The organism is Blastococcus sp. DSM 46786, assembly GCF_900109665.1.
In the GTDB taxonomy this organism is placed as follows: Bacteria; Actinomycetota; Actinomycetes; order Mycobacteriales; family Geodermatophilaceae; genus Blastococcus; species Blastococcus carthaginiensis.
Window position 1 is genome coordinate 13,706 of the sequence record NZ_FOAO01000028.1, and the last position, 24,765, is coordinate 38,470.

The 24,765-nt window shown below is 75.1% G+C and carries 22 protein-coding genes; 12 read left to right on the plus strand and 10 right to left on the minus strand.

Going from position 1 to position 24,765, the window contains the following annotated elements; all coding sequences use genetic code 11:
- Window positions 1-110: 110 nt before the first annotated feature.
- Window positions 111-1,952, plus strand: coding sequence for a glycoside hydrolase family 15 protein (locus BMW62_RS20415; RefSeq protein WP_091935045.1), 1,842 nt, complete (start codon window positions 111-113; stop codon window positions 1,950-1,952).
- Window positions 1,949-3,307, plus strand: a complete 1,359-nt coding sequence (locus BMW62_RS20420) for a glucose-6-phosphate dehydrogenase (RefSeq protein WP_091935047.1) — start codon at window positions 1,949-1,951, stop codon at window positions 3,305-3,307. The genes BMW62_RS20415 and BMW62_RS20420 overlap by 4 nt, the downstream gene beginning before the upstream one ends.
- Before the next feature lie 195 nt (window positions 3,308-3,502).
- Here the strand turns inward: BMW62_RS20420 and BMW62_RS20425 are convergent, their stop codons facing one another.
- Window positions 3,503-4,921 (minus strand): amidase, encoded by a 1,419-nt coding sequence (locus BMW62_RS20425; protein ID WP_091935050.1) that lies wholly within the window; start codon window positions 4,919-4,921, stop codon window positions 3,503-3,505.
- A gap of 63 nt (window positions 4,922-4,984) precedes the next feature.
- On the opposite strand from BMW62_RS20425, the gene BMW62_RS20430 reads away from it, so the two are divergent.
- The gene (locus BMW62_RS20430) at window positions 4,985-6,712 is read left to right on the plus strand and encodes a DEAD/DEAH box helicase (protein ID WP_091935160.1); all 1,728 of its coding nucleotides are present in this window, start codon (window positions 4,985-4,987) and stop codon (window positions 6,710-6,712) included.
- Between the two features lie 12 nt (window positions 6,713-6,724).
- On the opposite strand, the gene BMW62_RS20435 is transcribed toward BMW62_RS20430, so the two are convergent.
- Together BMW62_RS20435 and yaaA are read right to left on the minus strand one after the other, a co-directional pair.
- On the minus strand, window positions 6,725-9,325 hold the full coding sequence (locus tag BMW62_RS20435) for a SpoIIE family protein phosphatase (RefSeq protein WP_091935053.1): 2,601 nt from the start codon (window positions 9,323-9,325) through the stop codon (window positions 6,725-6,727).
- A 141-nt stretch (window positions 9,326-9,466) separates the two neighbouring features.
- Window positions 9,467-10,213: a peroxide stress protein YaaA gene (gene yaaA, locus BMW62_RS20440; RefSeq protein ID WP_091935057.1), complete on the minus strand. Its 747-nt coding sequence runs from the start codon at window positions 10,211-10,213 to the stop codon at window positions 9,467-9,469.
- Between the two features lie 230 nt (window positions 10,214-10,443).
- Here yaaA and BMW62_RS20445 point away from each other — a divergent pair, with 230 nt between their 5' ends.
- The gene (locus BMW62_RS20445) at window positions 10,444-10,947 is read left to right on the plus strand and encodes an acyl-CoA thioesterase (protein WP_091935060.1); all 504 of its coding nucleotides are present in this window, start codon (window positions 10,444-10,446) and stop codon (window positions 10,945-10,947) included.
- A gap of 73 nt (window positions 10,948-11,020) precedes the next feature.
- Here BMW62_RS20445 and BMW62_RS23555 read toward each other — a convergent pair whose 3' ends face one another.
- Window positions 11,021-11,770 (minus strand): TetR/AcrR family transcriptional regulator, encoded by a 750-nt coding sequence (locus BMW62_RS23555; RefSeq protein WP_280138686.1) that lies wholly within the window; start codon window positions 11,768-11,770, stop codon window positions 11,021-11,023.
- On the opposite strand from BMW62_RS23555, the gene BMW62_RS20465 reads away from it, so the two are divergent.
- Window positions 11,738-12,868, plus strand: coding sequence for a GlxA family transcriptional regulator (locus BMW62_RS20465; RefSeq protein WP_091935066.1), 1,131 nt, complete (start codon window positions 11,738-11,740; stop codon window positions 12,866-12,868). The genes BMW62_RS23555 and BMW62_RS20465 overlap by 33 nt on opposite strands.
- Here the strand turns inward: BMW62_RS20465 and BMW62_RS20470 are convergent.
- Entirely contained in the window at window positions 12,861-13,412 is a 552-nt protein-coding gene (locus tag BMW62_RS20470; RefSeq protein ID WP_211435215.1) for an arsinothricin resistance N-acetyltransferase ArsN1 family A, read from the minus strand. The genes BMW62_RS20465 and BMW62_RS20470 overlap by 8 nt on opposite strands.
- Before the next feature lie 203 nt (window positions 13,413-13,615).
- Here BMW62_RS20470 and BMW62_RS20475 point away from each other — a divergent pair, with 203 nt between their 5' ends.
- The 4 genes from BMW62_RS20475 (at window position 13,616) to BMW62_RS20490 (ending at window position 17,167) form a co-directional block, all read left to right on the plus strand.
- Window positions 13,616-14,236, plus strand: a complete 621-nt coding sequence (locus BMW62_RS20475) for a cysteine hydrolase family protein (RefSeq protein ID WP_091935069.1) — start codon at window positions 13,616-13,618, stop codon at window positions 14,234-14,236.
- Entirely contained in the window at window positions 14,233-15,450 is a 1,218-nt protein-coding gene (locus BMW62_RS20480; RefSeq protein ID WP_091935072.1) for an MFS transporter, read from the plus strand. The genes BMW62_RS20475 and BMW62_RS20480 overlap by 4 nt, the downstream gene beginning before the upstream one ends.
- Window positions 15,451-15,584: 134 nt before the next feature.
- Window positions 15,585-16,574 (plus strand): threonine ammonia-lyase, encoded by a 990-nt coding sequence (locus BMW62_RS20485; RefSeq protein ID WP_170852494.1) that lies wholly within the window; start codon window positions 15,585-15,587, stop codon window positions 16,572-16,574.
- 140 nt (window positions 16,575-16,714) lie between these two features.
- The gene (locus BMW62_RS20490) at window positions 16,715-17,167 is read left to right on the plus strand and encodes a nuclear transport factor 2 family protein (protein ID WP_244524191.1); all 453 of its coding nucleotides are present in this window, start codon (window positions 16,715-16,717) and stop codon (window positions 17,165-17,167) included.
- A gap of 14 nt (window positions 17,168-17,181) precedes the next feature.
- On the opposite strand, the gene BMW62_RS20495 is transcribed toward BMW62_RS20490, so the two are convergent.
- Both BMW62_RS20495 and BMW62_RS20500 read right to left on the minus strand, forming a co-directional pair.
- A complete protein-coding gene (locus tag BMW62_RS20495) occupies window positions 17,182-17,877 on the minus strand; it encodes an NADPH-dependent F420 reductase (RefSeq protein ID WP_091935077.1) in 696 nt (231 codons plus the stop codon).
- Window positions 17,878-18,236: 359 nt separating this feature from the next.
- On the minus strand, window positions 18,237-19,025 hold the full coding sequence (locus BMW62_RS20500) for an exodeoxyribonuclease III (protein ID WP_091935080.1): 789 nt from the start codon (window positions 19,023-19,025) through the stop codon (window positions 18,237-18,239).
- Window positions 19,026-19,187: 162 nt separating this feature from the next.
- Between BMW62_RS20500 and BMW62_RS20505 the strand changes: the two genes are divergently transcribed.
- Window positions 19,188-20,726: an LCP family protein gene (locus BMW62_RS20505; RefSeq protein WP_091935083.1), complete on the plus strand. Its 1,539-nt coding sequence runs from the start codon at window positions 19,188-19,190 to the stop codon at window positions 20,724-20,726.
- Window positions 20,727-20,770: 44 nt separating this feature from the next.
- Window positions 20,771-21,289, plus strand: a complete 519-nt coding sequence (locus BMW62_RS23560; protein WP_091935086.1) for a GNAT family N-acetyltransferase — start codon at window positions 20,771-20,773, stop codon at window positions 21,287-21,289.
- Between the two features lie 10 nt (window positions 21,290-21,299).
- Here the strand turns inward: BMW62_RS23560 and BMW62_RS20515 are convergent, their stop codons facing one another.
- Window positions 21,300-22,250, minus strand: a complete 951-nt coding sequence (locus BMW62_RS20515) for an acyl-ACP desaturase (protein ID WP_091935089.1) — start codon at window positions 22,248-22,250, stop codon at window positions 21,300-21,302.
- Window positions 22,251-22,382: 132 nt separating this feature from the next.
- Here BMW62_RS20515 and BMW62_RS20520 point away from each other — a divergent pair, with 132 nt between their 5' ends.
- The gene (locus tag BMW62_RS20520; protein WP_091935092.1) at window positions 22,383-22,598 is read left to right on the plus strand and encodes a hypothetical protein; all 216 of its coding nucleotides are present in this window, start codon (window positions 22,383-22,385) and stop codon (window positions 22,596-22,598) included.
- 89 nt (window positions 22,599-22,687) lie between these two features.
- Here BMW62_RS20520 and BMW62_RS20525 read toward each other — a convergent pair whose 3' ends face one another.
- Together BMW62_RS20525 and BMW62_RS20530 are read right to left on the minus strand one after the other, a co-directional pair.
- Window positions 22,688-24,106 carry a hypothetical protein gene (locus BMW62_RS20525; RefSeq protein WP_091935095.1) on the minus strand — a complete coding sequence of 473 codons (1,419 nt, stop codon included), beginning with the start codon at window positions 24,104-24,106 and terminating at the stop codon, window positions 22,688-22,690.
- 1 nt (window position 24,107) lies between these two features.
- Window positions 24,108-24,641 carry a SigE family RNA polymerase sigma factor gene (locus BMW62_RS20530; RefSeq protein WP_091935098.1) on the minus strand — a complete coding sequence of 178 codons (534 nt, stop codon included), beginning with the start codon at window positions 24,639-24,641 and terminating at the stop codon, window positions 24,108-24,110.
- Between the last annotated feature and the right edge of the window lie 124 nt (window positions 24,642-24,765).

Consider the following 24,765-nt stretch of genomic DNA (forward strand, 5'->3'; position numbering starts at 1 on the left):
AGAGAGCCGTAGAGAGCCCGAGTCACGGGACCGTCATCCGCGGGAGGGGTTGGCCGGCCCGTCCGCGGGCAGGGTGCGACGGACCGCTGCCCCCGTCGCGAGGACCGCCCGTGCCGCTCCGCCCGCTCAGCCGCACCGACGGCTACCTGCCGATCGAGGACCACGGACTCATCGGGGACGGCGTCACCTGCGCGCTCGTCGCCCGGGACGGCTCGATCCCGTGGCTGTGCCTGCCGACGTTCGACGGCGAGCCGTTCGTCGCGGGGCTGCTCGACGCCCGGCGGGGCGGCACCTTCGCCGTCACCCCCGTCGGGCTACGGGAGGCGGCGCAGCGCTACCTGCCCGACACCGGCGTGCTCGTCACCGAGCTGCACACCGCCGACGGCGTCCTGGAGCTCACCGACTGCCTGCCGCTGCGGTCGGGCGCCGACCTCTCCGAACCGGTGCCCGCCGGGCGCGGCGAGATCCTGCGCACCGCCCGGGTGCTGTCGGGCTCGGTCGAGGTGGAGGTGCGGCTTGCGCCGAAGGACGGCGTGCAGGTGCGCTCGGAGCTCGAGGCCTGGCGGATCCGCTGGCCGGCCCGCCCCGACCTGGACCTGATGCTGTGGTGCTCGCACCCGCTGACGCTCAGCGGCGACGGCGCGATCACCGGCCGGGCGCGGCTCGCGGCCGGCGAGCGGCTGACCGTCACCCTCCAGTGGTCGGGGCAGACCCACACCCGCGCCCGCCGCGACCCGCAGCGGCTGGTCGACCAGACCGTCGCGTCGTGGCGGGCCTGGGCGGGCTGCCTGACCTACTCGGGCCCGCAGCCGGACCTCGTGCGGCGCTCGGCTCTGACCCTGAAGCTGCTCGACCACGTGCCGACCGGGGCGGTGATGGCCGCCGCCACCTCCTCGCTCCCCGAGGGCATCGGCGGGGAGCGCAACTGGGACTACCGCTACACCTGGGTGCGCGACGCCGCCTTCACCGGCTACGCGCTCAACCGCATCGGCATGGGGGAGGAGTCGCACGCCTTCCTGGCCTGGACGCTGCGCAACGTCGAGCGGCGCGGCGGGGTCGACATCATGTACGCCCTCGACGGCGAGCCGCCGGCGACCGAGTGGCTGGACGCCACGCTGTCGGGCTACCGCGGGTCCTCCCCGGTCCGCTGGGGCAACGGCGCGGCCCGGCAGGTGCAGAACGACGTCTACGGCGAGCTCCTCGACGTCGCCTACCAGTGGGTGCGCGGCGGCGGCGAGGTGAGCGGGCCGCTGTGGATCTCGCTGCGGACGCTCGCCGAGCAGGCCATCGCCCAGTGGGGGACGCCGGACAACGGCATCTGGGAGATCCGCGACGCCGGGCGGCCGTTCACCTACTCGGTCGCGATGTGCCACGTCGCCGTCGACCGGGCGCTGCGGATCGCCGACCTGCTGGGGCTCCCGCACCCCCGGGAGCGCTGGCGGGCCGAGGCCGACCGGATCCACCGCACCCTGCTGGAGCAGGCGTGGGACCCCGACCGCGGCACGTTCACCGAGCACCTGACCCCGCCCGGCGGCGGCGACCGCGGTGGCCTGGACGGCTCGCTGCTGAGCCTGCCGCTGCGCCGGATCGTCCCGGCCGACGACCCCCGCATGGTCGCCACCACCGAGGCGGTGCGCCGCCACCTCGACGCCGGGGACGGGCTGCTCTACCGCTACCTGCACGAGGAGTCGCCCGACGGCCTGCAGGGCACCGAGGGCGCCTTCCTGCTCTGCAGCTTCTGGCTGGTCGACAACCTGGCCGGGCAGGGGCGCCTCGACGAGGCGCACGCGCTGTACGACTCGCTCTGCGGCCGGGCGACCGGGCTCGGCCTGCTCGCCGAGGAGGTCGACCCGTCGACCGGGGCCTTCCTGGGCAACTTCCCGCAGGCGTTCAGCCACGTGGGTGTGATCGCCAGCGGCTGGAACCTGGCACGAGCGGAGGAGCGGGCATGAACCGGTCGTTGGTGGTTCTCGGAGGCAGGGGTGACCTCGCCGGTCGGCTGCTGCTCCCGGGGCTGGCCGAGCTCGAGGACGTCGGGCAGCTCGACGACGCGGGGGTCCTCGCGGTGGGTCGGCGGGACTGGGGCGACGAGGAGTACCGGTCGTGGGCGCGCGACCAGCTGGCCGAGCACGCGGGGCGAGTGCCGGAGGAGAGCCGGGAACGCCTCGTGGCCCGGCTGGGGTACGAACCCGGGGACGTGACCGGGACCGACGACCTGCGCCGGGTGCTGGACCGGGCCGAAGGGATGCCGGTGGTCTACCTCGCGCTGCCCAACACCGTCTTCCTGCCCACGCTGGAGGCGCTGGTCGAGGTCGGCCTGCCCGAGGGGGCCGCCGTCGCCGTCGAGAAGCCCTTCGGCGTCGACCGGGCCGACGCCCGGCGGCTCAACGAGGTGCTGCACCGGCTGGTCCCCGAGGAGCGGGCCTTCCGCACCGACCACTTCCTGGCCATGCAGACGGTGCTCAACATCCTCGGCCTGCGGTTCGCCAACCGGTTGTTCGAGCCGGTGTGGAACGCCCAGCACGTCGAGCGGGTGGACATCGTCTTCGACGAGACACTGGGGCTGGAGGGCCGGGCCGGCTACTACGACCGTGCGGGTGCGTTGCGCGACATGCTGCAGAACCACCTGCTGCAGGTGCTCGCGGTGACGGCGATGGAGCCGCCGGCCGCCCTGGACGCCCACAGCCTCGCCGGCCGCAGATCCGACGTCCTCCGGGCCGTCCGGCCGCCGTCGGACATGGCACGCGACACGGTGCGCGCACGGTACACCGCAGGTCACGTCGGCGGCCACGAGCTACCCGATTACGCGGGCGAGGACGGCGTCGACCCCGACCGGGGCACCGAGACCTACGCCGAATACACGGTCACGATCGACAACTGGCGGTGGGCGGGCGTCCCGTTCCGGCTGCGGTCGGGCAAGGCGCTGGGCGCCGACCGGCACGAGATCGTCCTGCGGTTCAAGCCGGTGCCCCACCTTCCCTTCGGGCAGGAGGAGCAGCCTCAGCCCGACGTGCTGCGGCTGCGCCTGGAGCCCGACGGCATCGGGCTCGAGCTCAACCTCAACGGTGCCGGCGATCCGTTCGACCTCGAGCGCCGGACGCTGGACATCGACCTGCCGCCGCGCCGGCTGTCCGCCTACGGACTGCTCATCGGGGAGATGCTGGCCGGCAATTCCGCGCTGTCGATCAGCGACGTCGAGGCCGAGGAGTCCTGGCGGATCGTCGAGCCGATCCTCGCCGCGTGGACCGCGGGCGAGGTGCCGCTGCAGGAGTACCCGGCCGGCTCCGATGGCCCCGAGGCCGGCTGACCGAGGCGGGCTGACCGGGGTGCGCCGCCTCGTCGGCCGCCGCGCCGTCGTCCTGGCCCCGCGCTCCGCGCGAGTGCGACGATGTCGTGGCCATCAGCCGCTGATCGCCACGACGTCGTCGCACTCGGCGCGCGGCCCGAGGTCTTGCCGCGTCTCGGGCGTTCTAGTGCCGACGCTAGAGAGCGGTAGAGCGGTTCAGAGAGCCGGGCGGCGCTCGCCGAACAGGGTCGCCCGCTCGAAGGCGTGCCCCACCTCCAGCACCCGGCGATCGGCCTGGGGCGCCCCGATGACCTGCAGGCCCACCGGCAACCCGTCGGGGGTGAAGCCGCCCGGCACCGACAGCGCCGGGCACCCGGTCGCCGAGATGACCGTGCAGGAACGCATCCACTCCAGGTAGTTCTCCTGGTGGACGCCGGCGATCTCGGTCGGGTACTCCAGCTCCACCGGGAAGGGGAGCACCTGCGTCGTCGGCGCGAGCAGCACGTCGTACCGCTCGAAGAAGGCGACCACCCGCTCGTACAGCGCCGTGTGCAGCCGCTCGGCGCGCGCCAGGTCGGAGCCGGTGAGCTTCGCGCCCAGCTCGGCGTTCCAGCGGATCGACTCCTTGACCTGGTCCGGGTGCCGCCGCGCCAGCTCGGAGAAGTTCGAGTCGAACAGCCAGGCCCGCAGCGTGCCGAAGACCTCGTCCGCGCCCGTGAGGTCGGGGCAGGCCTCCTCCACCGACGCGCCCAGGGACTCGAACACGGCGACCGACGGCGCCAGGACGGCGGTGATCGCCGGGTCCACGGTCACCTGCCCGCCCAGGTCCGGTGCCCAGGCCACGCGGAGGCCGTCGAGGCGCTCGGGCAGGGGGGCGGCGAACCCGGCCGGGTCGTCCGCGAGCGCGATCGGCACGCGCGGGTCGGGCCCGGCGAGCACCGACAGCTGCAGCGCCACGTCCGCGACCGTGCGACCCATCGGGCCCTGCACCGACAGCTGCGACCACGCCATCGGCGCGGGCCACGTCGGCACCCGCCCCGGGGTGGGCCGCAGCCCGACGACGTTGCAGAACGCCGCGGGGTTGCGCAGCGAGCCGCCCATGTCGCTGCCGTCGGCGATCGGCACGAACCCCGCCGCCAGCGCGGCCGCCGCCCCACCGCTCGACCCGCCCGCCGAGCGGCCGTGCCGGTAGGGGTTGTGCGTCACGCCGAACACCGGGTTGAAGGTGTGCGAGCCGGCCGCGAACTCGGGCACGTTGGTCTTCCCGACCCGGACCGCCCCGGCGCCGACCAGGCGCGCCACCACCAGCTCGTCGGCGGCCGGCACGGTGTCGGCGTGCAGCGGCGAGCCCCACGTCGTGCGCATGCCGCCGGTGGCGTGGGTGTCCTTGTGCGCGACCGGGAGCCCGTGCAGGGGGCCGAGCGACCGGCCCGCGGCCTGGGCGGCGTCGGCGGCGTCGGCGGCGGCGCGGGCGCCCTCGGCGTCCACGGTGACGACGGCGTTGACCTGCGGGTCCAGCCGCTCGATGCGGCGGAGGTGGGCCTCCAGCAGCTCGCGCGCCGACACCTCGCGGTCGCGGACCAGCGCGGCCAGCTCGGTCGCGGGGCGGGTGCAGAGGTCGTCGTCGGCGGTCACCCGGGCAGCCTGCCAGAAACCCGGCCGCGCGTCGTCGCCGACCAGGGGGAACGATGGGCGGCGATGACCGACGAACTCGACCCTGCCGGCGACCCCACCTCCGAGGGCCCCACCTTCGAGGGGTCCACCTTCGAGGGCCTGGGCCTGCGCCCGGAGCTGCTGCAGGCGCTGTCCGCGCTCGGCTACGAGGAGCCGACGCCCATCCAGCAGCAGGCGATCCCGCCGCTGGCCGGGGGCCGCGACCTGCTCGGCCAGGCCGCGACCGGCACCGGCAAGACCGCCGCCTTCTCGCTGCCGGTGCTGCAGCGGATGCCGGCCCACCGCACCGACCGCGCCCCGGTCGCGCTGGTGCTGGTGCCCACCCGCGAGCTCGCCGTCCAGGTGTCGGAGGCGCTGCACCGCTACGGCAAGGACCTCGGCGCCCGCGTGCTGCCGGTCTACGGCGGCGCTCCGATCGTGCGGCAGCTGCGCTCGCTGGAGTCGGGCGTGGACGTCGTCGTCGCCACCCCCGGGCGCGCCCTCGACCTGCTCAACCGCGGGGCGTTGCGCCTCGACGAGATCGCCACCGTCGTGCTCGACGAGGCCGACGAGATGCTCGACATGGGCTTCGCCGAGGACCTGGAGGCAATCCTCGACGCGACGCCGGAGGAGCGGCAGACGGTGCTGTTCTCGGCCACCATGCCGCGCCGCCTCGACGCGCTGGCCCGCCGCCACCTCTCCGACCCGGTGCGGATCACCATCGCCCGCGAGCGGGCGGCGCCCGGGACCGCGCCCCGCATCCGGCAGACCGCCTACGTGGTGCCCCGCGGGGCCAAGCCGGCCGCGCTCGGCCGCATCCTCGACGTCGAGGCGCCGGCCGCGGCGATCGTCTTCTGCCGCACCCGGGAGGAGGTCGACTCCCTCACCGAGACCCTCAACGGCCGCGGCTACCGCGCCGAGGCGCTGCACGGCGGCATGAGCCAGGAGCAGCGCGACCGGGTGATGGGGCGGCTGCGCGGGGGGACGGCGGAGCTGCTGGTGGCCACCGACGTCGCGGCGCGCGGGCTGGACGTCGAGCAGCTCACCCACGTCGTCAACTACGACGTCCCCTCGGCGCCGGAGTCCTACGTGCACCGCATCGGCCGGGTGGGCCGGGCCGGCCGCGAGGGGGTGGCGATCACCCTCGCCGAGCCGCGGGAGCACCGGATGCTCAAGACCATCGAGCGGGTCGCGGGTGCGCCGATCACCGTCGAGAAGGTGCCCACGGTCGCCGACCTCCGCGCCCGCCGGCTCGACCTCACGCGGGCCGCGCTGCGGGAGAGCCTGCTCACCGACGACCTGGACCGCTTCCGCGTCGTCGTCGAGACCCTCACCGACGAGTTCGACCTCGTCGAGGTCGCCCTCGCCGCGGTCAAGCTGGCGCACGAGGCGACGGGCCCGGTGGACGACGACGAGGAGATCCCGCAGGTCTCCTTCCGCCCCGAGCGGGACGGCGGGCGGGCCGGCGGCGGGCGCGACGGCGGGCGGCGGGACGAGCGACCAGGCCGGCCGGCGGGGCGTCCCGGCGGCGGCCCGGCCGCACGGCTGTTCGTCGGGGTCGGCCGGGACGCCGGTATCCGCCCGGGCGACCTGGTCGGTGCCATCACGGGGGAGACCGGGCTGACCGGGCGCGACGTCGGGTCGATCGAGATCCACCAGCGGTTCGCGCTCGTCGAGGTGCCCGAGGCCGCCGCCGACGAGGTCGTGCAGGCGCTGCGGGCCACGATGATCAAGGGGCGCAAGGCGCAGGTGCGGCGCGACCGCGGTCGCTGACCGGCGCGCGGCTCAGTCCTGGGCCGGGTCCCTCGGCACGGTGGGGGGCACGCGGGCCGGCCCGGCCGCGGCCGGCCGGGGCCGGTCCTGCGGGTGCAGCCGGACGGCGACCAGCGCGACGTCGTCCTCCGGGTGGCCGTCCACCAGCCGGTGCAGCAGTTCGTCGAGCAGGGCCTCCAGCGGCAGGTCGGCGAGCTCCTCCACCGCCGCCCGCAGCCGCTGGATGCCCTCGTCGAGGTCGGAGTCGCGGCGCTCGACGAGGCCGTCGGTGTAGAGCAGGACCGTCGAGCCGCGCCGCAGCGTGGCGACCGACTCGCGCCGCTGCGTGCCGGGGTCGACTCCCAGCAGCAGGTCGCCGGTCCACTCGCCCAGCTCCGCCACCTGCCCCTCCTCGGTGAGGACCAGCGGCGGCAGGTGGCCGGCGTTGGCCCAGCGCATGCGCGTGACGCCCTGCTCCACCTCGTCGGGCGTCTGCTCGAGCCGGGCGACCGCGGCGGTGGCCATGGTGGGGATCTGCAGGGTCGTCATCGAGGCGTCCAGCCCGCGCAGGACCTCACCCGGGCCGGCGTCGCTGTAGGTGGCGACCCCGCGCAGCAAACCCCTCAGCTGGCCCATGGCCGCCGCTGCCTCGGTGTCGTGCCCCACGACGTCGCCGATGACCAGCATCGTCGCGCCGCCCGGCTGCAGGAAGGCGTCGTACCAGTCGCCGCCGACCCGGGCCGCCTCCGCGGCGGGGAGGTAGCGCACCGCGATCTCGGCGTGGTCGGGCTCGGGCGGCTCGGTGAGCAGGCTGCGCTGCAGCCCCTCGGCGAGCTGTTGCTGGGCGTTGTAGAGGCGGCCGTTGTCCAGGGCCAGGCCGGCGCGGTCGGCCACCTCCTGCGCGGTGGCCAGGTTCTCGGCCCGGGTCGGGGTCACCTGGGAGTAGTAGACGGTCAGCAGGCCCAGCGTGCGGTTGCGCCCGCGCATCGGCAGCACGACGGCCTCACGCGGATCGAGGCGGGCCAGCAGGTCGCGGGACTCCCCCGGGGCGAGCAGGTCCAGCACCGCCGGGCCCAGGCTGCGCCGCTGCTCCCCGGTGCGCAGCGCGACGGCGGCGGGGGAGTCCGGCGGCATCGCGTCCAGCCGCACCTCGGTGTAGCGCTCCAGCACCGGGCGCAGCTCGGGATCGGCGTGCCAGTACCCGACGTCGCGGGCGCGGCCGTCCTCGTCGACGACCGTGACGATGCAGAAGTCGGCGAGCGCCGGCACGACGAGCTGGGGCAGGTGCTCCATCGCGCGGTGCTGGTCCAGCGGGCCGGCGAGGTCGGCGCTGACGCTGGCCAGCAGCGCCAGCCGCTGGGCCACCCGCTCGGCCTCCTCCTGCACCCGGCGCCGCTCGGTCACCTCGAGGAAGTACACCGACAGGCCGTCGGGGCTGGGCCAGGCCCGCAGCTCGAACCAGCCGTCCAGCGGCGCGGGGTAGAAGGCGTCGAAGGCGACCGGCTCGCCGGTGCGAACGGCCTCGCGGTAGCGGTCCTCGAAGACGCTGTGCAGCGCGGCGGGGAAGGCCTCCCAGAGCTCCCGCCCCAGCAGCTCGTCGCGGGTGGTCTGCAGCAGCTTCTCGGCCACGGCGTTGACGTAGGTGAAGCACCAGTCGCGGTCGAGGCTGTAGAAGCCGGCGGGCATGGCCTCGAGGACGCGGGTGACGCGGGTGGCCTCCTCCCGCTCGCCGGTCACGTCGTAGGCGGTGCCCAGGATGCGGGTCGTGCGCCCACCCCCGTCGACCAGTGCCCGGCCGTGGGCGTGGATCCAGCGGGTCTCGCCGTCCGGGCGCACGATGCGGTAGGTGGCGTCGTACTCGCCGCCGGTCCCCACGGCCTGCTGGAGCGCCTCGGCGACCCACTCGGCGTCCTCGGGGTGCAGGCGGGCGTCGAAGGCGTCGATCGTCCGCCCGAAGTCCTCGCTGCCGTAGCCGAACATCGCGATGAGCTGTTCGTCCCAGGTCAGCTCACCGGTCTCCTGGTCCCAGTCCCAGGTGCCCACGCCGCCGGCCTCGGTGGCCAGCTCCCACCGGATGCGGTCGCCCTCGGACCGGCGCAGCAGCGCCGCCAGTTGCAGCTCGGTCATGACCGAGCCGGCGAGCTGGCGCAGCGTCGCGATCTCCGAGCTCGCCCACGGCCGCGGCTCGGGGTCGAAGACGCACAGCGCGCCGACGGGGGCGCCCGTGGGATCGGTGAGCACGGTGCCGAGGTAGGAGCCCACGGTGCCGGACCGCACCGGCGGGAGGTCGCGCACGCGCTCGTCGGCCCGCGCGTCGGGGACGACGAGCGCCTCCCCGGCGGGCAGCGCCGCCGTGACGGTGCAGAGCGAGTCCGAGAGCGGCCCGGTGGTGCCGACGGCGGCGGCGCCGGTCCCGGCGGCGACGTGCTGCTCGTCGACGAGCAGCGAGACCTGGCTGCCGCTCGTCCCCAGCAGCCGGGCGGCGAGCTGCGCGAGCCGGTCGAGCCCGGCGCGGTCCCCGGTCGGGAGGATGCGGCGGGCGGCTGCCACCCGGGTGGGGTCCAGGCGCAGCTCGGCCGCGGAGCGCGCGCCGAGGCCCGGTCCCGCGTCGACCGTGCGGTCCGTCCCGTCCACCGAAGCCTTCCTGCCCGGCGGCCGCCGGATACGAGGTGCCCGTGCGCCGCGTGGTTCGGGCGCGCCGGGTCCCCCGCAGTTATGTCACGGCAGGCCGGTTGCGTGCAACCAACCGCAGGGGCGGAGGGCGAGAGATGGGCCTCAGTGCGCAGGCACGACCAGCGTCAACGCCGTTCCGCCGGCGTGTTCCACGTGCAACCCCGCCCGCCTCAGCAGGCTCCTGAGCCGCACGACGTCACCCGGCTCGGCCGTGGTGGTGGCGAGCAGGCGGGCCAGCCGTCCCTTGTGCGCCTTGTTGAAGTGGCTGACCACGGCACGCGTGCCGTCGGGCCGTTCGCTCAGCACGGTCACGGTGACCGCGCCGGGCACGGGTGCGAGCGCGGCGTAGGAGCCGCTGCGCAGATCGACGACCAGCTCGTCGACGCCGGCGAGCACCGGCCCGAGCGCCGGCTTCCACAGGGCGCGGAGGGTGGGCAGGCCGGGCAGCGCGGAGCCGGCCGAGAGGCGGTACGCCGGGATGCGGTCCCCGCCGGCGACCAGTCCGAAGAGCGCGGACCCCACGGCCAGCCGGCGGTCGGCCCGGGCCCGCTGCGCCCGGGTGAGCGAGCGCACGGCGAGGGCGTCGTAGAGCACGCCGGTGTAGCGCTCGAGCGCCGGGAGCGTGCCGGCGGTGAAGAGCGCGGCGTTGCGGGCGATCTCGTCGTCCTGCTTCGGGGAGAGCCCCAGGGCGGCACGGGACGCCGGGACGTCGCCGGCGAGCGCGATCAGCGCCTCGGCGAGCCCGCTCCGCACCGGTGTGAGCTCCGGTGCGGTGAGCGCCCCGAGGTCGAGCGGCGGGCCCTCGCCCCCGGGGGCCTTGGTCTCCGACGGAGGCAGCAGGACGAGCACGGGGCGCCAGCCTAGGCATCCGTCAGCTGGGGTCGACGACCGCCCGGGGTCAGCGGGGCCCGCTCGATCTCGCGCCACCGTGAGCGGGCGGTGGGGCTCCGGGATGGCCGGATCCCTGCCGTTCGCGGCATTTCTGCCACTCGTGCCGACAGCGTCATGCCCAGCACGCTGGCCGGGCGACGGCGGCCACCCGGCCCCGCCCCCAGCAGTCCGACGGGAAGAGGGAAGCCATGACGGAACTGGTAGAGCAGACCGAGCACGAGGTAGAGCACTGCGCAACGGTGGAACGTGCAGCGTTCCTCTGGCGAGCGCCCGTGTACTTCGACGATCTGGACGCGATGGGGATGCTGCACAACGCGCGGTACTTCGCGCTCACCGATCGCGCCATCTCCGCCTACTTCGAGTCCCTGGGGCGGCGGTGGGAACTCGATCCCCACCGGAACCCGGACCAGCACTGGGCCGTGCGGGAGCAGCAGCTGACCTACGCCGCACCCTTCCGGGGGGTGGGGCTCCTGGACGTCGAGCTCGCCGTGATCAGGGTGGGCGTCACCAGCGCGGTGTACGCGGTGCGCTTCACCACGGACGGCGTCGAGCACGCGAGGGGCTCGCGGGTGGTCATCAAGGTGGATCCGGACACGGGTCGGCCGGCGCCGTGGACGCCGAGCACCCGTGCAGCTCTGACCGCCCTCATGGTGCCGGGCGTCGGAGCACCCGCGGCCGGCGGACCGGCATAGGGGACACGGCGGCCGTGTGCCGGCCGCCCGCCCCGCTCGACGAGGTGGGCGCCGGGACCTGGCGGGCCGACCGTCAGCCGGTGTCCGGTGTGCGGGACGTGCTGATGCCCCCGAGCACGAGGTCCAGCACCTCCAGGGCCAGCGCTTCGGTCACCGGCGCTCCGGTGATGACCAGGCGGTGCACGATGGGTGCCACGAGGAGGTCCTCCACCAGGTCCAGATCGACGTCGGCCCGTACCGCACCCTCCGCGATCCCGCGCTGGAGCAGGCGGACGACGGCGCGCTTGCGCGGTTGTGCGAAGCGGGCGCGGAACTCGGCGGCTAGTTCGGGGTCGCGGGTCAGGTCGGCGGCGAGGCCGGGGATGGTCTGCCCGGCCACGGACTGGCTCAGCGAGCGGGTCGTCTGGAGCACGGTCTCGCGGAGGTCGTCGGCCCACCGCCCGGTGTCCACAGCGGGGCCCAGATCCATCACCCCCGAGACGGCGTCGATCACCAGGGCCGCCTTCGACGGCCAGGACCGGTACACGGTCGTCCGTGCCACGCCCGCACGAGAGGCGACGGCGCCGATGCTCAGCGCTGGATAACCACCCTCGGCGAGCAGTTCCCTGGTGGCCGCGAGCACCGCAGCTCGCCGCTGCGCATCCCGTGGTCTCCCGACCGTCGACACCCGGACCCCTCTCTGAGATACGCGACACTGTGCATCGTTAGTAGACCGCCTGACCGCCAAACGGTGTAGAAAGCAGATCCTGATAACGCGACACAGCGTAGCGCCAGAGCGGGAGGGCGGCACATGACCGGGTCTGTGCGGGAACGGGTCCAGCACGACGTGGTGCCAGGAGTCCGGTGGATCGACCGGGATGCCGACGACCGCGACACGTACGGATCGCGGTGCGCCGTCCCGTCGGCACCGGGAGCCGGCGGCCCGCTGCCCGGGGGGTCGACCGTGGCGATCGTGGCGTTCACCGGTGCGCGGCTCCTCGACCTCGCCGTGCCGCTGGAGGTGTTCGCTGCCGACCGCACCGGCGCGGGCCACCCGGTGCACCGGGTGGAGGTCGTGGCCGGTGACGACGGTGCGCACGAGGCCCTGGGCATGCTGGTCGCCGCCGGAGGGGTGGAGGACGTCATCGCCCGTGCGGATCTGGTGGTCGTGCCCTGGTGGCGGCCGGACACCGGCCCGGCCCCGCGCTCCGTTCTCGACGGCTTGCGTGCCGCGCACGCCCGGGGAGCGACCGTCGCCGGGTCCTGCCGCGGCGTCTTCGTGCTGGCCGAGGCCGGCCTGCTGCGGGGACGTCGCGCGACGACCCACTGGATGCACACGGCCGAGCTCTCGCAGCGCCATCCGGACATCCGCGTCGACCACGAGGCGCTCTTCGTGGACGAGGGCACGGTGCTCACCGCGGCAGGGAACATGGCCTCGGTCGACCTGTGCCTGCACCTGCTGCGGAGGCTGCGCGGGGCCGCGGCTGCGGGTGACGTGGCGCGCCGGATGGTCATGCCGCCCCCGCGTTCGGGCGGCGACGCGCAGGTCCTGGAGGTGCCCGTGTCCGGTGACGAGCCGGACGACCGGATGCCGCGGGCCCTGCGCTGGGCGCTGGAGAACCTCAGCAGCCCGATCGAGGTCGACCAGTGGGCGGCCACCGCGTACATGAGCCCGCGCACCTTCGCCCGGCGGTTCCGGGCGGAGGTCGGGCGCACGCCGCACCAGTGGCTGCTCCACCAACGCGTCCTCCTCGCCCAGCAGCTCCTCGAGCGCACCGATCTGACGATCGACCGGATCACCGACGCGACCGGATTCGGCTCCCCGATCGCGCTGCGGACCCACTTCCGGCGGGCCCTGGGCTGCTCGCCGACCCAGTACCGGGCCGGCTTCCGGGCCCGGGTGTCCGCCGGGGAAGCCTCTCCCCGGACGGCGGCTACCTGACCAGCGCCACGTCTGCCGCGGCGCCCAGGAGCCGCTCCAGGACGACGACGTCGTGCCACGTCCCGTCGACCTGCCCGTGCCGCCGGTGGACGCCCACCTCGCGGAAGCCGCACGCCGAGCACAGGGCCCGGCTCCCGGTGTTGCCGGCGAGGACCCGGCCGACGAGCTTGTGGAGACCGGCCGCCTCCGACCCCCGGGTCAGTTCCGCGAGCAGCCGGCGACCGTGACCCCGCCCGGCGCTGCGCGGATCCACGTAGACCGAGAACTCGGCCACGCCCCGGTACGCGGCGCGCGGCGAGTAGGCGAAGGTCGCCGCCCAGCCCACCACGCGCGCGCACTCCTCGGCGACCAGGAACAGGTGGGGCGCGCCGGTCGCTCGGATCCGCGCCCGGGTGCCGGGGACCGTGCGCGGCGTGGTGTCCAGGGTGGCGACGCCGCTGAGGATGCCGGCGTCGTGGATGCCTGCGACGGCCGCCGCGTCCTGCTCGGTCGCCGGGCGGATGCCGGGGTGCGGGGTGGTTCCGCCTGGGGAGGTGGTGGTCACGGGCAGAGCGTCGGCTCGCGGCGTCGCCGGAACCACCCCCGGGGGCGCCACGGCTCGCCCGGTTCCCGCCACGGAGCACCGGCTGGCAGGAATCGTTCCCGGCTCGTCGCTTCTGCCCCTCACCGTCGCCACCGCCCCGGCCGGAGGCTTCCTCGCGACCATCACCGGCCCGTCGGGGGTGGCCAGGAGGAGAGGAGCGCGACGTGAGCCGTGCACTGCTGGTGATCGACGTCCAGGGGGAGTACGACGAGGGAACGCTGCCGGTCGCATGGCCGCCGCGCACCGCCGCCCTGGCCAACGTGCGGCGGGCCGTGGACGCCGCCACCGCCCGTGGCATCCCGGTCGTCGTCGTCCAGCAGACGGAGAAACCGGGCGCGCCGGCCTTCGCCCGGGGCACGGCCGGCTGGCGGCTGCACCCCGTGCTCGACGGCGTCCGCGCGGACCTCCGGGTGCAGAAGACCCTGCCGAGCGCCTTCAGCGGCACGTCCCTGGACGACTGGCTGCGCAGCGAGGGGGTGGACACCGTGACGCTGGTCGGGTTCCTCACCCACAACTGCATCGACTCGACGGCCCGGTCGGCGGCGCACCGGGGATACGCGGTGGAGGTCCTCGACGACGCCACCGGGACCATCGCGCTCCGCAACGCCGTCGGGAGCGTGACCGCCGAGGAGCTGCACCGGCACACCCTGCTGGTGCTGCAGTCGCGGTTCGCGGGCGTGCTGAGCACCGACGGCTGGGTGGCCGCGCTGGACGGCGGTTCCCGCCCGGCGCCCACCGGCCTGCTGGCGTCCGCCGCCGCCGCGCTGGAGATGGTGGCGCCGTGAGCCGCGCCGACGCCCGGCTGCGGATGCTCGCGCTCGGCAGCTTCGCGCTGGGGACCAGTGGCTTCGTCGTGGCCGGGATCCTGCCGACGATCGCCGGGGACCTCGACGTCCCGCTGGCCGACGCCGGCCGGCTGCTGTCCCTGTTCGCGCTGGTCTACGGCACCGCGGCCCTGGTGCTCGGGCCGCTGGCCGCCCGCTTCGATCGGCGCACCGTGCTCGTCGTCGGCATGGCGGGTTTCACGGTGGCGCACCTGGTCGCCGCGGTGGCCCCGGACATGGGCGTCCTCCTCGGCGCCCGGATCGCGGCAGCGGTCTTCGCGGGGTTGTACTCCCCGACGGCCATGGGCGTGGCGGTGGCGCTGTCGCCGCCGGAGGAGCGGGGCCGAGCCGTGGCGGCCGTGCTGTCCGGCATGACGGTCGCGATGGTCCTCGGCGTGCCGCTGGGCAGCCTCCTCGGCGGCCTCGGCTCGTGGCGGAGCACGTTCGTCGCCGTGGCCGTGCTGGGTGCCGCCGCGACGGTCGGGCTGGCGCGACTCCTGCCGCGGCTGCCGGTCGCCCCGGCCGCCGCGGCTCCGACCGGACGTCCGGCCGGCTGGGTGCGGTCGGCCGTGCCGCTCAACCTGCTGGCCGTGTTCTCCTGGCAGCTGGCCATGTTCGTGCCGTTCACGTTCCTCGCGGAGGTCCTCAGCGTCTTCGCCGGCCTCGACGCGACGGCGATCAGCGCCCTGCTGCTCGTGTACGGCGGGTTCGCCTACCTGGGCAACCGGTCCGGCGGGCGCGCCGCCGACCGCCATGGCGGGACCGCCACGGTGCTGGCGATGCTGGGCGCACTCCTCCTCGCCCTCACCTGCCTAGCCCTCCTCCCGCAGCTCCCGGCTCCGTGGCGGGTACCGGTGGCCGTGGGCGCCCTCGCGCTGTGGGGATGGGCCGGCTGGGGGATCGTCCCGGCTCAGATGAGCCGGCTGGTCCGCTTCGTGCCGTCGGCCGCGCAGACGGTGCTGAGCCTGAACACCGCCGTCGTCTACTGGGGCATCGCCGCCGGCGCGTGGGTCGGTGGCGTGGTCCTGGAGGGCTACGGCCTGGCCGCGCTGAGCCGGGTGGGCGCCGCGGTGGTGGCGGTCGTCCTGGTGCTGCTGGCAGCGGGGACCTGGGCGGCGGCGGCCCGTCCGGCTCCCGCGACCGCACCGCCGGCCGGCGAGGCGCTGACGCGGTGACCGATCGGCTCCCGGCGGGACCACGAGCCGCGAGCAGGCCCGCGCTGCTGGCCCCCACGGGTACGACGTTCGCCACCGAGTCTCCCCGAACTTCCCGGGGCGGGCGAGCGGCGGGCCGTGACGGTGGGGACGACGTGACCGGGCCGCGGGACCGCCTCGAGGTCGGCGATGTGGTCGGCGCGGCCCGCGCCGCCCGCCCCCTGATCGCGCCGCACCTGCACCGGACGCCGGTAGAGCTCTCCGCGTCCGCCGGCCGGGTGAGCGGGGCATCGGTCTGGCTCAAGCACGAGCAGCAGCAGGTGACCGGCAGCTTCAAGCCGCGCGGGTCGCTGACCAAGCTCACCCGGCTGACCGCGACCGCGCGGTCGCGCGGCGTCGTGGCGCCGACGGCCGGGAACCACGGCATCGGGCTCGCCTACGCTGCCGGCCGACTGGGCACGCAGGCGCACATCTACCTGCCCGCGGCCACCGATCGGGCGAAGCTGGACCGGCTGGCCGATCTCGGCGCGCGCATGGAGACCTTCGCCGACATCGAGTCGGCGCGGCGGGCGGCACTGGCCTCCGCGGCGGCGTACGGGTGGACGTTCTCGTCGGCGTACGACGATCCGGACATGATCGCCGGGGCCGGCACCCTGGGGCTGGAGCTCGACGAGGAACTGCCCGACGTCGACGTCCTCGTGGTGCCGATCGGCGGGGGAGGCCTGGCCGCGGGACTCGGGGCCGTCCTCGCGGAGCACCGGCCCGGCGTCCAGGTCTGGGCGGCCGCGACGGAACGGAGCCCCACCTGGCTGCGCTGGCATGCGGCCGGACGACCCGTACCGGTCCAGCCGGCCGAGTCGGTCGCCGAGGGGCTGTCCGGCGCCGTCGACCCGGCCACCCGGACGTTCGGGCTGGTGTGCCAGGTGGTGCACCGCGTGCTGCCGGTCTCCGACGAGCAGATCATCCGTGGGCTGCGGTGGCTCGCCGCCGAGCACCAGCAGATGGTGGAACCGTCCGGGGCCGCCGCGCTCGCCGCGGTCCTCGACCCGGCCGCCGGGCTGGCGGGGGCCCGCGTGGGCGTGGTGCTCACCGGACGCAACGTCGGCCTCCCGCGCTTCCTCCGGCTGGTGGCCGAGAGCGGGTGACTTCCGCGCCGGGCGCCGTGGCGAGCATGGCAGCAACCCGGCGCCCGGTGACCGGCGACGGGCTCGTCCTCCGGCGCCGGCTGCCGCAGGGTGGAGGCCGAGCGCACCGGTCCCCGGCGCCACGACCTCAGGAGATCCCCGTGCCGCGTCCCCCCTTCCCGCCGTTCACCCGGGACACCGCCCTGGAGAAGGTGCAGGCGGCCGAGGACGCCTGGAACAGTTGCGACCCGGCCCGCGTCGCGCTGGCCTACACGGAGGACACCGTGTGGCGGAACCGGGACGAGTTCCTGCAGGGCAGGGACGCCGTGGTGGAGTTCCTGACCCGCAAGTGGGACCGCGAACGCGAGTACGCGCTGCGCAAGGAGCTCTGGGCCGTCACCGATGACCGCATCGCCGTCCGGTTCCAGTACGAGTGGAGCGACGCGGCCGGGAGATGCTGGCGGTCCTACGGCAACGAGCAGTGGGAGTTCGCCGCCGACGGCCTCATGCGGCGGCGTGAGGCCAGCATCAACGACGTCGCCATCCCCGCGGATGCCCGCCGGATCCACGGGCGGCGGGAACCGGGAGACCGGTCGCCACTCGCCCTGCGTTGAGCGGCCGGGCCCGCTCACCGTCCGTCGACGCCGAGCAGCCGCCAGCCGGTGCGCGGATAGCTGCCCGTCCGCTGGGCCAGCTCCCGCCCGAGCAAGGTCATGCGCTCGACGGTCCGGCTGTTGGCCAGGGGGCCGGCATCCAGGAACCGGAACGGGAGGGGGGCGAGCGTGGCGAGGACCAGTTCCTTGCTCGCCGCGTCGTCGCCGGTCACGAGCACGTCCGACGGGCCCTCCGGAAAGATCGTGGGCTCCTCGAGCACCACCCAGAAGGTGTTCTTGAACGCCCCGACGACGTGTGCGGCCGGCGCCGCGGCCGCCAGCCGCTCGGCGGCGGAGGTCGTCTCCGGCAACGAGAAGCCGAGGAAGTCGGGGGTGAACGGGTTCGCGATGTCAACGACCACCGTGCCGGCCAACCGCCGGGCGTGCCGAGTGGCGAATGCGACCGCGTCGTCGTGCCAGAGCGCCAGCACCACGACGTCGGCCTCCAGTGCCTCCGGCTCGGCCTCCGGGCGGACCCGGCCACCCATCTCGAGCGCGTCGAGACGCTGGGCGAGCCGCGCGGGGTCACGGCTCGCCCAGACGACATCCGTGTGTGGCGCGAGCAGGGACACCAAGCCCGAGCCCATCCGGCCGCTGCCGACGACGGCCACCGAGCGCGCGGCACCCCTGGACTGGCGGTCATCCGGTTCCGAGAGCGTAGGGCGCCTCATGGTCGAGTTCCTCTCCGAGGCGAGGGACCAGGGACGCTCCGGAGCGCCGCCCCCCGTGTCCGTCGGACCGCGACGGTCCGACACCGATGAGACTCGGCTTCCGGGCCGGCGGACGCGAGGGCCGGTGCAGCCACTGACCGACTGATCTCTGCCGGTCCGCCCCGAGGAACGCCGCGCGCCGGTGCCGGGGGATCGGTGTGCTGGCGGTGCCGACCCGCCGCCGACACCGGCCGGCTGAGCGACGCGGCGACGGAAAGCCCGCCGACCCGACCACGGAACTACATGCGCGGACGCGGCTCCCCGCCTCGCCTCGACGCCCCACCTGCCACCAAGACCCGCGCTCCGGACACGCTGGCCCGTCAGCTCAGGTCGACGACCACCGGGGCGTGGTCGCTGGCGCCCTTGCCCTTGCGCTCCTCGCGGTCGATGAACGCGCCGTCGACCCGGGCCGCCAGGGCGGGGGAGCCCAGCAGGAAGTCGATCCGCATGCCCTCGCGACGGGGGAAGCGCAGCTGGGTGTAGTCCCAGTACGTGTAGACGCCCGGGCCGGGGGCGTGGGGGCGCACCAGGTCGGCGTACCCGGCGTCGACCACCGCCTGGAAGGCCGCGCGCTCCGGCGCGGAGACGTGCGTGGAGGTGCTGAACACCGACATGTCCCAGACGTCGTCGTCCTGCGGGGCGATGTTCCAGTCGCCGACGAGCGCCACCTGGGCGGCGGGGTCGTCGGCCAGCCAGCCCGCCGCGGTGCCGCGCAGCGCGGCCAGCCACTCCAGTTTGTAGGTGTAGTGCGGATCGGCCAGCGTGCGCCCGTTGGGCACGTAGAGGCTCCACACCCGCACCCCGGCGCAGGTGGCGGCCAGCGCCCGTGCCTCGCAGGAGGTGTCCTCGCCCCAGCACGGCTGGCCGGGGAAGCCGACGGTGACGTCCTCCAACCCCACCCGGGACAGGATCGACACCCCGTTCCACTGCGAGTAGCCGACGTGCGCGACCTCGTAGCCCAGCGCGGTGAACCGGGCCTCCGGGAACTGGTCGTCCCGGCACTTGGTCTCCTGCATGGCCAGCACGTCGACGTCGTGGCGCTCCAGGAAGGCGGCGACGCGGTCGGCGCGGGTACGGATCGAGTTGACGTTCCAGGTGGCCAGTCGCACGCCGCGGAGCTTACGGAGGGCCACCGACGAGACGGTCCCGCGCCTGCGGCCCCGGTGTCGCCGGATCGGGCGGTCCTGCGCGGGTGGGCACCGTCGGCGCCCCCACCTGGTCGAACGGTGGGAGCATGGCCCGGTGAGCTGGTGCGCCGCAGGAGCCGCGGGATGACGGACGGGACGACACCCCTCTCCCCGCGACCGGGCGCACACCCGCCGGCACGGGCCCCGCGCCGCAGCTTCCGCGCCGCCCTCGGCTGGACCGTCCTCGGGGCGCTCGTGCCAGGTACCGGTCTCCTGGCGGCCGGCCGGCGGCGGCTCGGGGCGGCCGTCCTCACCGTGTTCCTCCTGCTGGTCGCGGGTGGGGTGTGGCTGGCCACCGCGGGCCGTCGGTTCGCCGCCCGGACCCTCGTCGACACCGACGTCCTGCTCTGGACGACGGTCGGGGTCGGCGTGCTGGCCCTGCTCTGGATCGCCGTCGTCGTCGTCGGCTACCGGATGCTGGTGCCACCGGGCACCTCGCGCGGGCGGCACGTCGCCGGCGGCCTCGTCGTGGCGGTCCTCGTGGCGGCGGTCGCCGTCCCGTCGGTCCTCGCCGGCCACCTGGCCACCACGTCGCGCGACCTCATCGCCGGCGTCTTCGACGACGACCGGCAGTCGGCGACCGTCGACGAGGAGGGCGAGGACACCGCCGAGCTGTTCGGTGGGCGGGAGCGGGTGAACGTGCTCCTGCTCGGGGGCGATGGCGGGGAGGGGCGCGAGGGCGTGCGCACCGACACCGTCATCGTGGCCAGCACCGACGTCGAGACCGGTGACACCGTCCTGTTCAGCCTGCCCCGCAACCTGCAGGACCTGCCCTTCCCCGAGGACAGCCCGCTCGGCGAGGTCTACCCCGACGGGTTCGACGCCGGCAGCGAGAGCGAGAGCCTGCTCAACGCCGTCTACCGCAACGGCCCGGCCTGGTACCCCGACGTCCTGGGCCCGACCGACGACCCGGGCGCCGACTTCCTCAAGCTCGGCGTCGGCGAGGCCCTGGGCCTGCGCATCGACTACTTCGTGCTCGTGAACCTCGAGGGCTTCAGCCGGCTGGTCGACGCGCTGGGTGGCGTCACGGTGGACGTGAACTACTACGTGCCGATCAACGGGGACCCGGGCACCGGCGAGCTGCCCGACGACTACATCGCGCCGGGCCGGGACGTCCGCATGGACGGCTTCACCGCGCTGCAGTTCGCCCGGGGCCGGTTCGGGCTCACCGACTACGACCGCATGGCCCGGCAGCGGTGCACGATCTCCGCGATCGTCGACGCCGCCGACCCGGTCACCCTCCTGCAGCGCTACCAGCGGCTGGCGGCGACCACCGAGGACATCGTCAGCACCGACATCCCGCGCACGCGGCTCGACGACTTCGTCGACCTCGCGTTCCGCGTGAAGGACGCCGAGATCCGCAGCGTCGTCCTCGACACCTCGGTGATCGACCCCGCCTACCCGGACTACGACCGGATCCGGGAGCTGGTCGACGAGGCGATCGACCCGCGCACGCCCGTGCCCGCGGCCGGGACCCAGCCGTCGGGGGACGGCGCGGAGGTCACGGAGGCCCCCGAGCCGTCGGAGGGGCCGGTCACCGACGTCGTCGACGCCTGCGCCTACGACCCGGTGCGCGCGGCGGAGGCCCGCGCCGCGGGCGAGCCGCCGAGCAAGCAGGGCTGAGGGCCGCGTCGAGGGCGGGTCGGGGCGGGGCGGAGAATGCCGGTGTGCCCGCCGCCGTCGTCCGCCCCGTCTCCACCGTCGACGACGGGCTCCGCGCCGAGCTGCTGCGCTGCTGGACCGACGTCACCAACGCCGGCGGGGCGGTCGGCTTCGTGCCCCCGGTCACCGAGGACGACGTCGTGCCGCTGCTGGACAAGCTGCTCGAGGGCGTCCACTCCGGCCGGGACGTGCTCGCCCTGCTCGAGGTGGACGGGGAGACGGCGGGGTTCGCCAGCGTCGTCGGCTCGCTGAGCCCGCTGCGCCGCCACTGGGGCACCGTGCTGCGGGTGCAGGTGCACCCCTCGCGGCAGGGGCAGGGCCTGGGCCGGGTGCTGATGGACGGCGTGCACCGGATCGCCCGCGACCGGGGCTGGGAGTTCCTCCACCTGACCGCCCGCGGGGGCACCGGCGTCGACCGGTTCTACCGGGGCCTGGGCTACGTCGAGGTCGGCCGGCTGCCCGGCGCTATCCGCGTCGCACCCGGCGACGACTGCGACGAGATCGTCATGGCCTGCCGCCTCTGAACGGCCCCGGTCAGACCTGGACGGGGACCTCGCCCCGGGCCGCCATGCGCGCCCGCATCCGCTCGCGGCTCTCCACGAACCTGGTGGCCTCGGCGTCGAGGCCGGTCAGGAACCCGGCCAGTTGCTCGCGGGCCTGCTCGCCGTCGGGGCCGAGGTCGTCGCGCTCGAAGACCTTCCAGGTGCGCAGGATCGGGCTGACCACCTCGTCGTGGTGGAGGCGCAGGTCGTAGATGCCGGCCTTCGCGATGATCGTCGAGTTCCGCCGGAAGTTCGCCATGTTCGCGCCCGGCATCTCGAAGGTCATGACCTCCTTGGCCACGGCCTTCATCATCTCGTCCGGGTCGATGTCGAACGCCGCCGTCACCAGGTTCCGGTAGAAGATCATGTGCAGGTTCTCGTCGGTGGCGATGCGGGCCAGCAGCTTGTCGGCGATCGGGTCGCCGGTGGCCCGGCCGGTGTTGCGGTGCGAGACCCGCGTGGCCAGCTCCTGGAACGACACGTAGGCGACGGCCTCGAGGGGGCTCTTGTCGCCGGAGTCGTAGCCGGTGGTCATGTAGTCCATCCGGGCTCGCTCGAGCTCGACCGGGTCGACGCCGCGGGTGACGACGAGGTAGTCGCGCAGCGCGACGCCGTGCCGCCCCTCCTCCGCCGTCCAGCGGCCCACCCACTGCCCCCAGGCGCCGTCCCGGCCGAAGCGCGTGGCGATCTCGCGGTGGTAGCTGGGCAGGTTGTCCTCGGTCAGCAGGTTCACGAACATGGCGGCCTTGGCCGTCGCGTCGAGGCGGGACTGCTCCGGGGACCAGTCCTCCCCGCCGAGGAAGGCGAAGTTCCGCCCCTCGTCCCAGGGGACGTAGTCGTGCGGGTGCCACTCCTTCGCCATCCGGATGTGCCGGTCGAGGTTCTCGGCGACCACCGGCTCGAGCTCGGTCAGCACGGCTGCCTGCGGCGATGTCTGCGGCATGAGGACCTCCGGGTCGGCTCCGAGCTGCGTCGTCGCACCGTACGCCGACGTGGTCTCGGATCGGGCTCGTACGGGGGTTCCCCGTCCGGCCTGCCGCTACCCCTGCACCGACCATCCGGCAGGGTGGTGGGCATGACCGAACCCGCCTCCGGCGCCCCCGGCTCGCGCAACGCCCGCCGGGAGCGGCTCGTCGGGCTGCTGGTGCTCGGCGTCGCCGTGGTCCTGCTGGTCTCGACCCCGACCTGGTTCGCCAGCGACCAGGGCGGCGTGGCGATCGCGCAGCTCGCCGTGGCCGTGGTGCTCGCGGCCGTGGGGGCGTTCCTGGTCCGTCGCGCCGGCCGGGGCTGACCGGGGCCCGGACAGCCGCGGGGCGGCCCACCGTCGCCGCCGGGCCCCCTCGGCGAGCTGCCGCATGGCGGTGACCGACGCCGGCTCGCTCATCCGTTGGGCTCCGACAGCGGAGCCTCGGCGACGACCGCGCCGCGGTCGTCCAGGATCCGCACCCGGTCGGCCGCGGGCGATCGCAGCGGGCCCACCCCGGCGCCGTCCACCAACGGCACCGTGGCGTGCAGGGTGCCGTCCGCGAGGTAGACCTCGGCCAGGACGCCGGACGCCGGGCCGCTGATCGTGATCGACTCCGAGGTGGGCACCGCGAACACCTGCTCCAGGAGCGGGGTGCCGGCCGGGGCCAGCGTGACGCCGAACGAACTCTCCTGCGGCATGTCGAACCGGTCCGTCCAGTAGTCGACGAGCGCGGCCCCCGTCGCGCCGGAGGGGAAGGTCAGGCCGACCAGGAGGGTCCGGTTCTCCGAGCCGCCGCCCACGGGGCCGGCCGCGAGCAGGGTCGGGCGGAGGTCGCGCAGCGGCAGCCCGTACCGCCCGGCCAGCTGCCTCGCCGCCTGCTGCAGCACGTCCTCGTGGACGACCCCGCGCAGCCTGCGGGGGTCGGCGACCTCCACCGGCTCGTTCCATGCCCGGACCAGGTCGTCCCCGGTGGTGTTGGTCCGGTTGAGGGGCCGGCTCTGGCCGGGCCGGGACAGCTCCACGGGGATGCCGGTCGACCAGTCGGAGGAGTCACCGAGCGCCAGCGCGCCGGCGCCGTCCTCCATCGGCACCGCTTCCCACTGTTCGACGACGTCGGCCGCGGCCGTCACCGTCCGGCCGGTCAGCACCCGGGCCTCGTCCCCGGGCGCGCCGACGACCACCACCATGCGCTGCTCGGGCGCCCCGTACGGGGCGGCGAACAGCTCCGCGGCCTCCAGATGGGGGGCCGGCCCGGGAAAGCCGACCGGCACCATCTCGCCCGGCGCGGCGTCGCGGGGACCGGTGAACCAGGCCTGGATCACGCCCTCCTGTCCGGTGGGGCCGAGGACATCCTGCTCGGTCCGGCCGAGGACGAGCGCCACCCGGCTGCCGGCCACCTCGCCCGCCCAGGCGATCCGGCGGGTCTCGACCGGTGGATCGGGCAGCTCGACGCCCGGCGGCAGCATGGCCGCGAGCTCCGGGGACATCCAGTCGAGCTCCCGGACCCCGGCCAGCCACTCCTCGTCCCCGGCGAGCGAGCCGCGCGTCGGCAGGTCGTAGAGGGCGGGCGCCGGAGCCCGGGTCGCGATGCTCGGCACCGCGACCTCGCCGCCCCGGTCGCCGGCCAGCAGGCCGGAGGTCGCGACGGGCACCCCGACGAGGACCGCCAGGGTCACGAGGCCGCCGGCGGCCATGGCGGCCCGGGAGCGCCGCTGGGCGCGGTACCGCTCGCGGGTGCGCTCGGCCAGGTCGGCAGGGGGAGGCGCGAGGACGTCGGCACGGTAGCGCAGGTCGCGCAGGCCGGCCTCCAGCTCGCCGTCGGAGATCGTCACGTCAGCACTCCTCGCCGGGGTGGTGGGACGGGTGGGGAACGAAGACGGTGGCGGGGGTGGCGCCGAGGACGGTGCGCAGCCGGGCGAGGCCCCGGACGGTCTGGCTGCGCACGGTGTGGACCGAGCAGCCGAGCAGGTCGGCGGTGGCCGCCTCGCTGAGGTCCTCCGTGTAGCGGAGGACGAGCACCGCCCGCATGCGCGGCGGAAGGGTGCCCAGCGCCTGGGCCATCCGCTCCCGCTCGGCGAAGGCGTCGGTCGCATCAGGGGCGGCGGGGTCGTGCGCGGGCAGCGACACGATCTCCTGGGTGCTGCGCAACCGCCACCAGCTCGCCGCGCTGGTGACCAGCACCCGGCGCACGTACGGGAAGGGGTCGCCGGAGATCCGGCCCCAGCGGCGGTACGCCTTCACGAGCGCGGTCTGCAGCAGATCCTCCGCGTGGCCGCGGTCGCGTGTCAGCAGCACGGCGGTCCGGAGCAGCTCACCGGATCGTGCCGCGACGAACTCCTCGAAGGCGGATTCGTCCGTTCGTCCCACCGGGCCTCCCTCCGTCGTCACTGTCCACGACGTCCGAGGACGGGCCGGATGAACGCCGCCGTGACCGGATCGTGATCTGGAGGGTTCAGCAGGCCACCGTTGCGGACCTGCGGTGACCGGCACC

Bases quoted from the DNA above. Each gene is read 5' to 3' on its own strand.
- BMW62_RS20430 (WP_091935160.1), top strand. From the start codon at position 4,985: ATGACCGACGAACTCGACCCTGCCGGCGACCCCACCTCCGAGGGCCCC.
- BMW62_RS20520 (WP_091935092.1), top strand. From the start codon at position 22,383: ATGACCGAACCCGCCTCCGGCGCCCCCGGCTCGCGCAACGCCCGCCGG.
- BMW62_RS20445 (WP_091935060.1), top strand. From the start codon at position 10,444: ATGACGGAACTGGTAGAGCAGACCGAGCACGAGGTAGAGCACTGCGCA.
- BMW62_RS20495 (WP_091935077.1), bottom strand. From the start codon at position 17,877: ATGAGGCGCCCTACGCTCTCGGAACCGGATGACCGCCAGTCCAGGGGT.
- BMW62_RS20420 (WP_091935047.1), top strand. From the start codon at position 1,949: ATGAACCGGTCGTTGGTGGTTCTCGGAGGCAGGGGTGACCTCGCCGGT.
- BMW62_RS20505 (WP_091935083.1), top strand. From the start codon at position 19,188: ATGACGGACGGGACGACACCCCTCTCCCCGCGACCGGGCGCACACCCG.
- BMW62_RS20465 (WP_091935066.1), top strand. From the start codon at position 11,738: ATGACCGGGTCTGTGCGGGAACGGGTCCAGCACGACGTGGTGCCAGGA.
- BMW62_RS20515 (WP_091935089.1), bottom strand. From the start codon at position 22,250: ATGCCGCAGACATCGCCGCAGGCAGCCGTGCTGACCGAGCTCGAGCCG.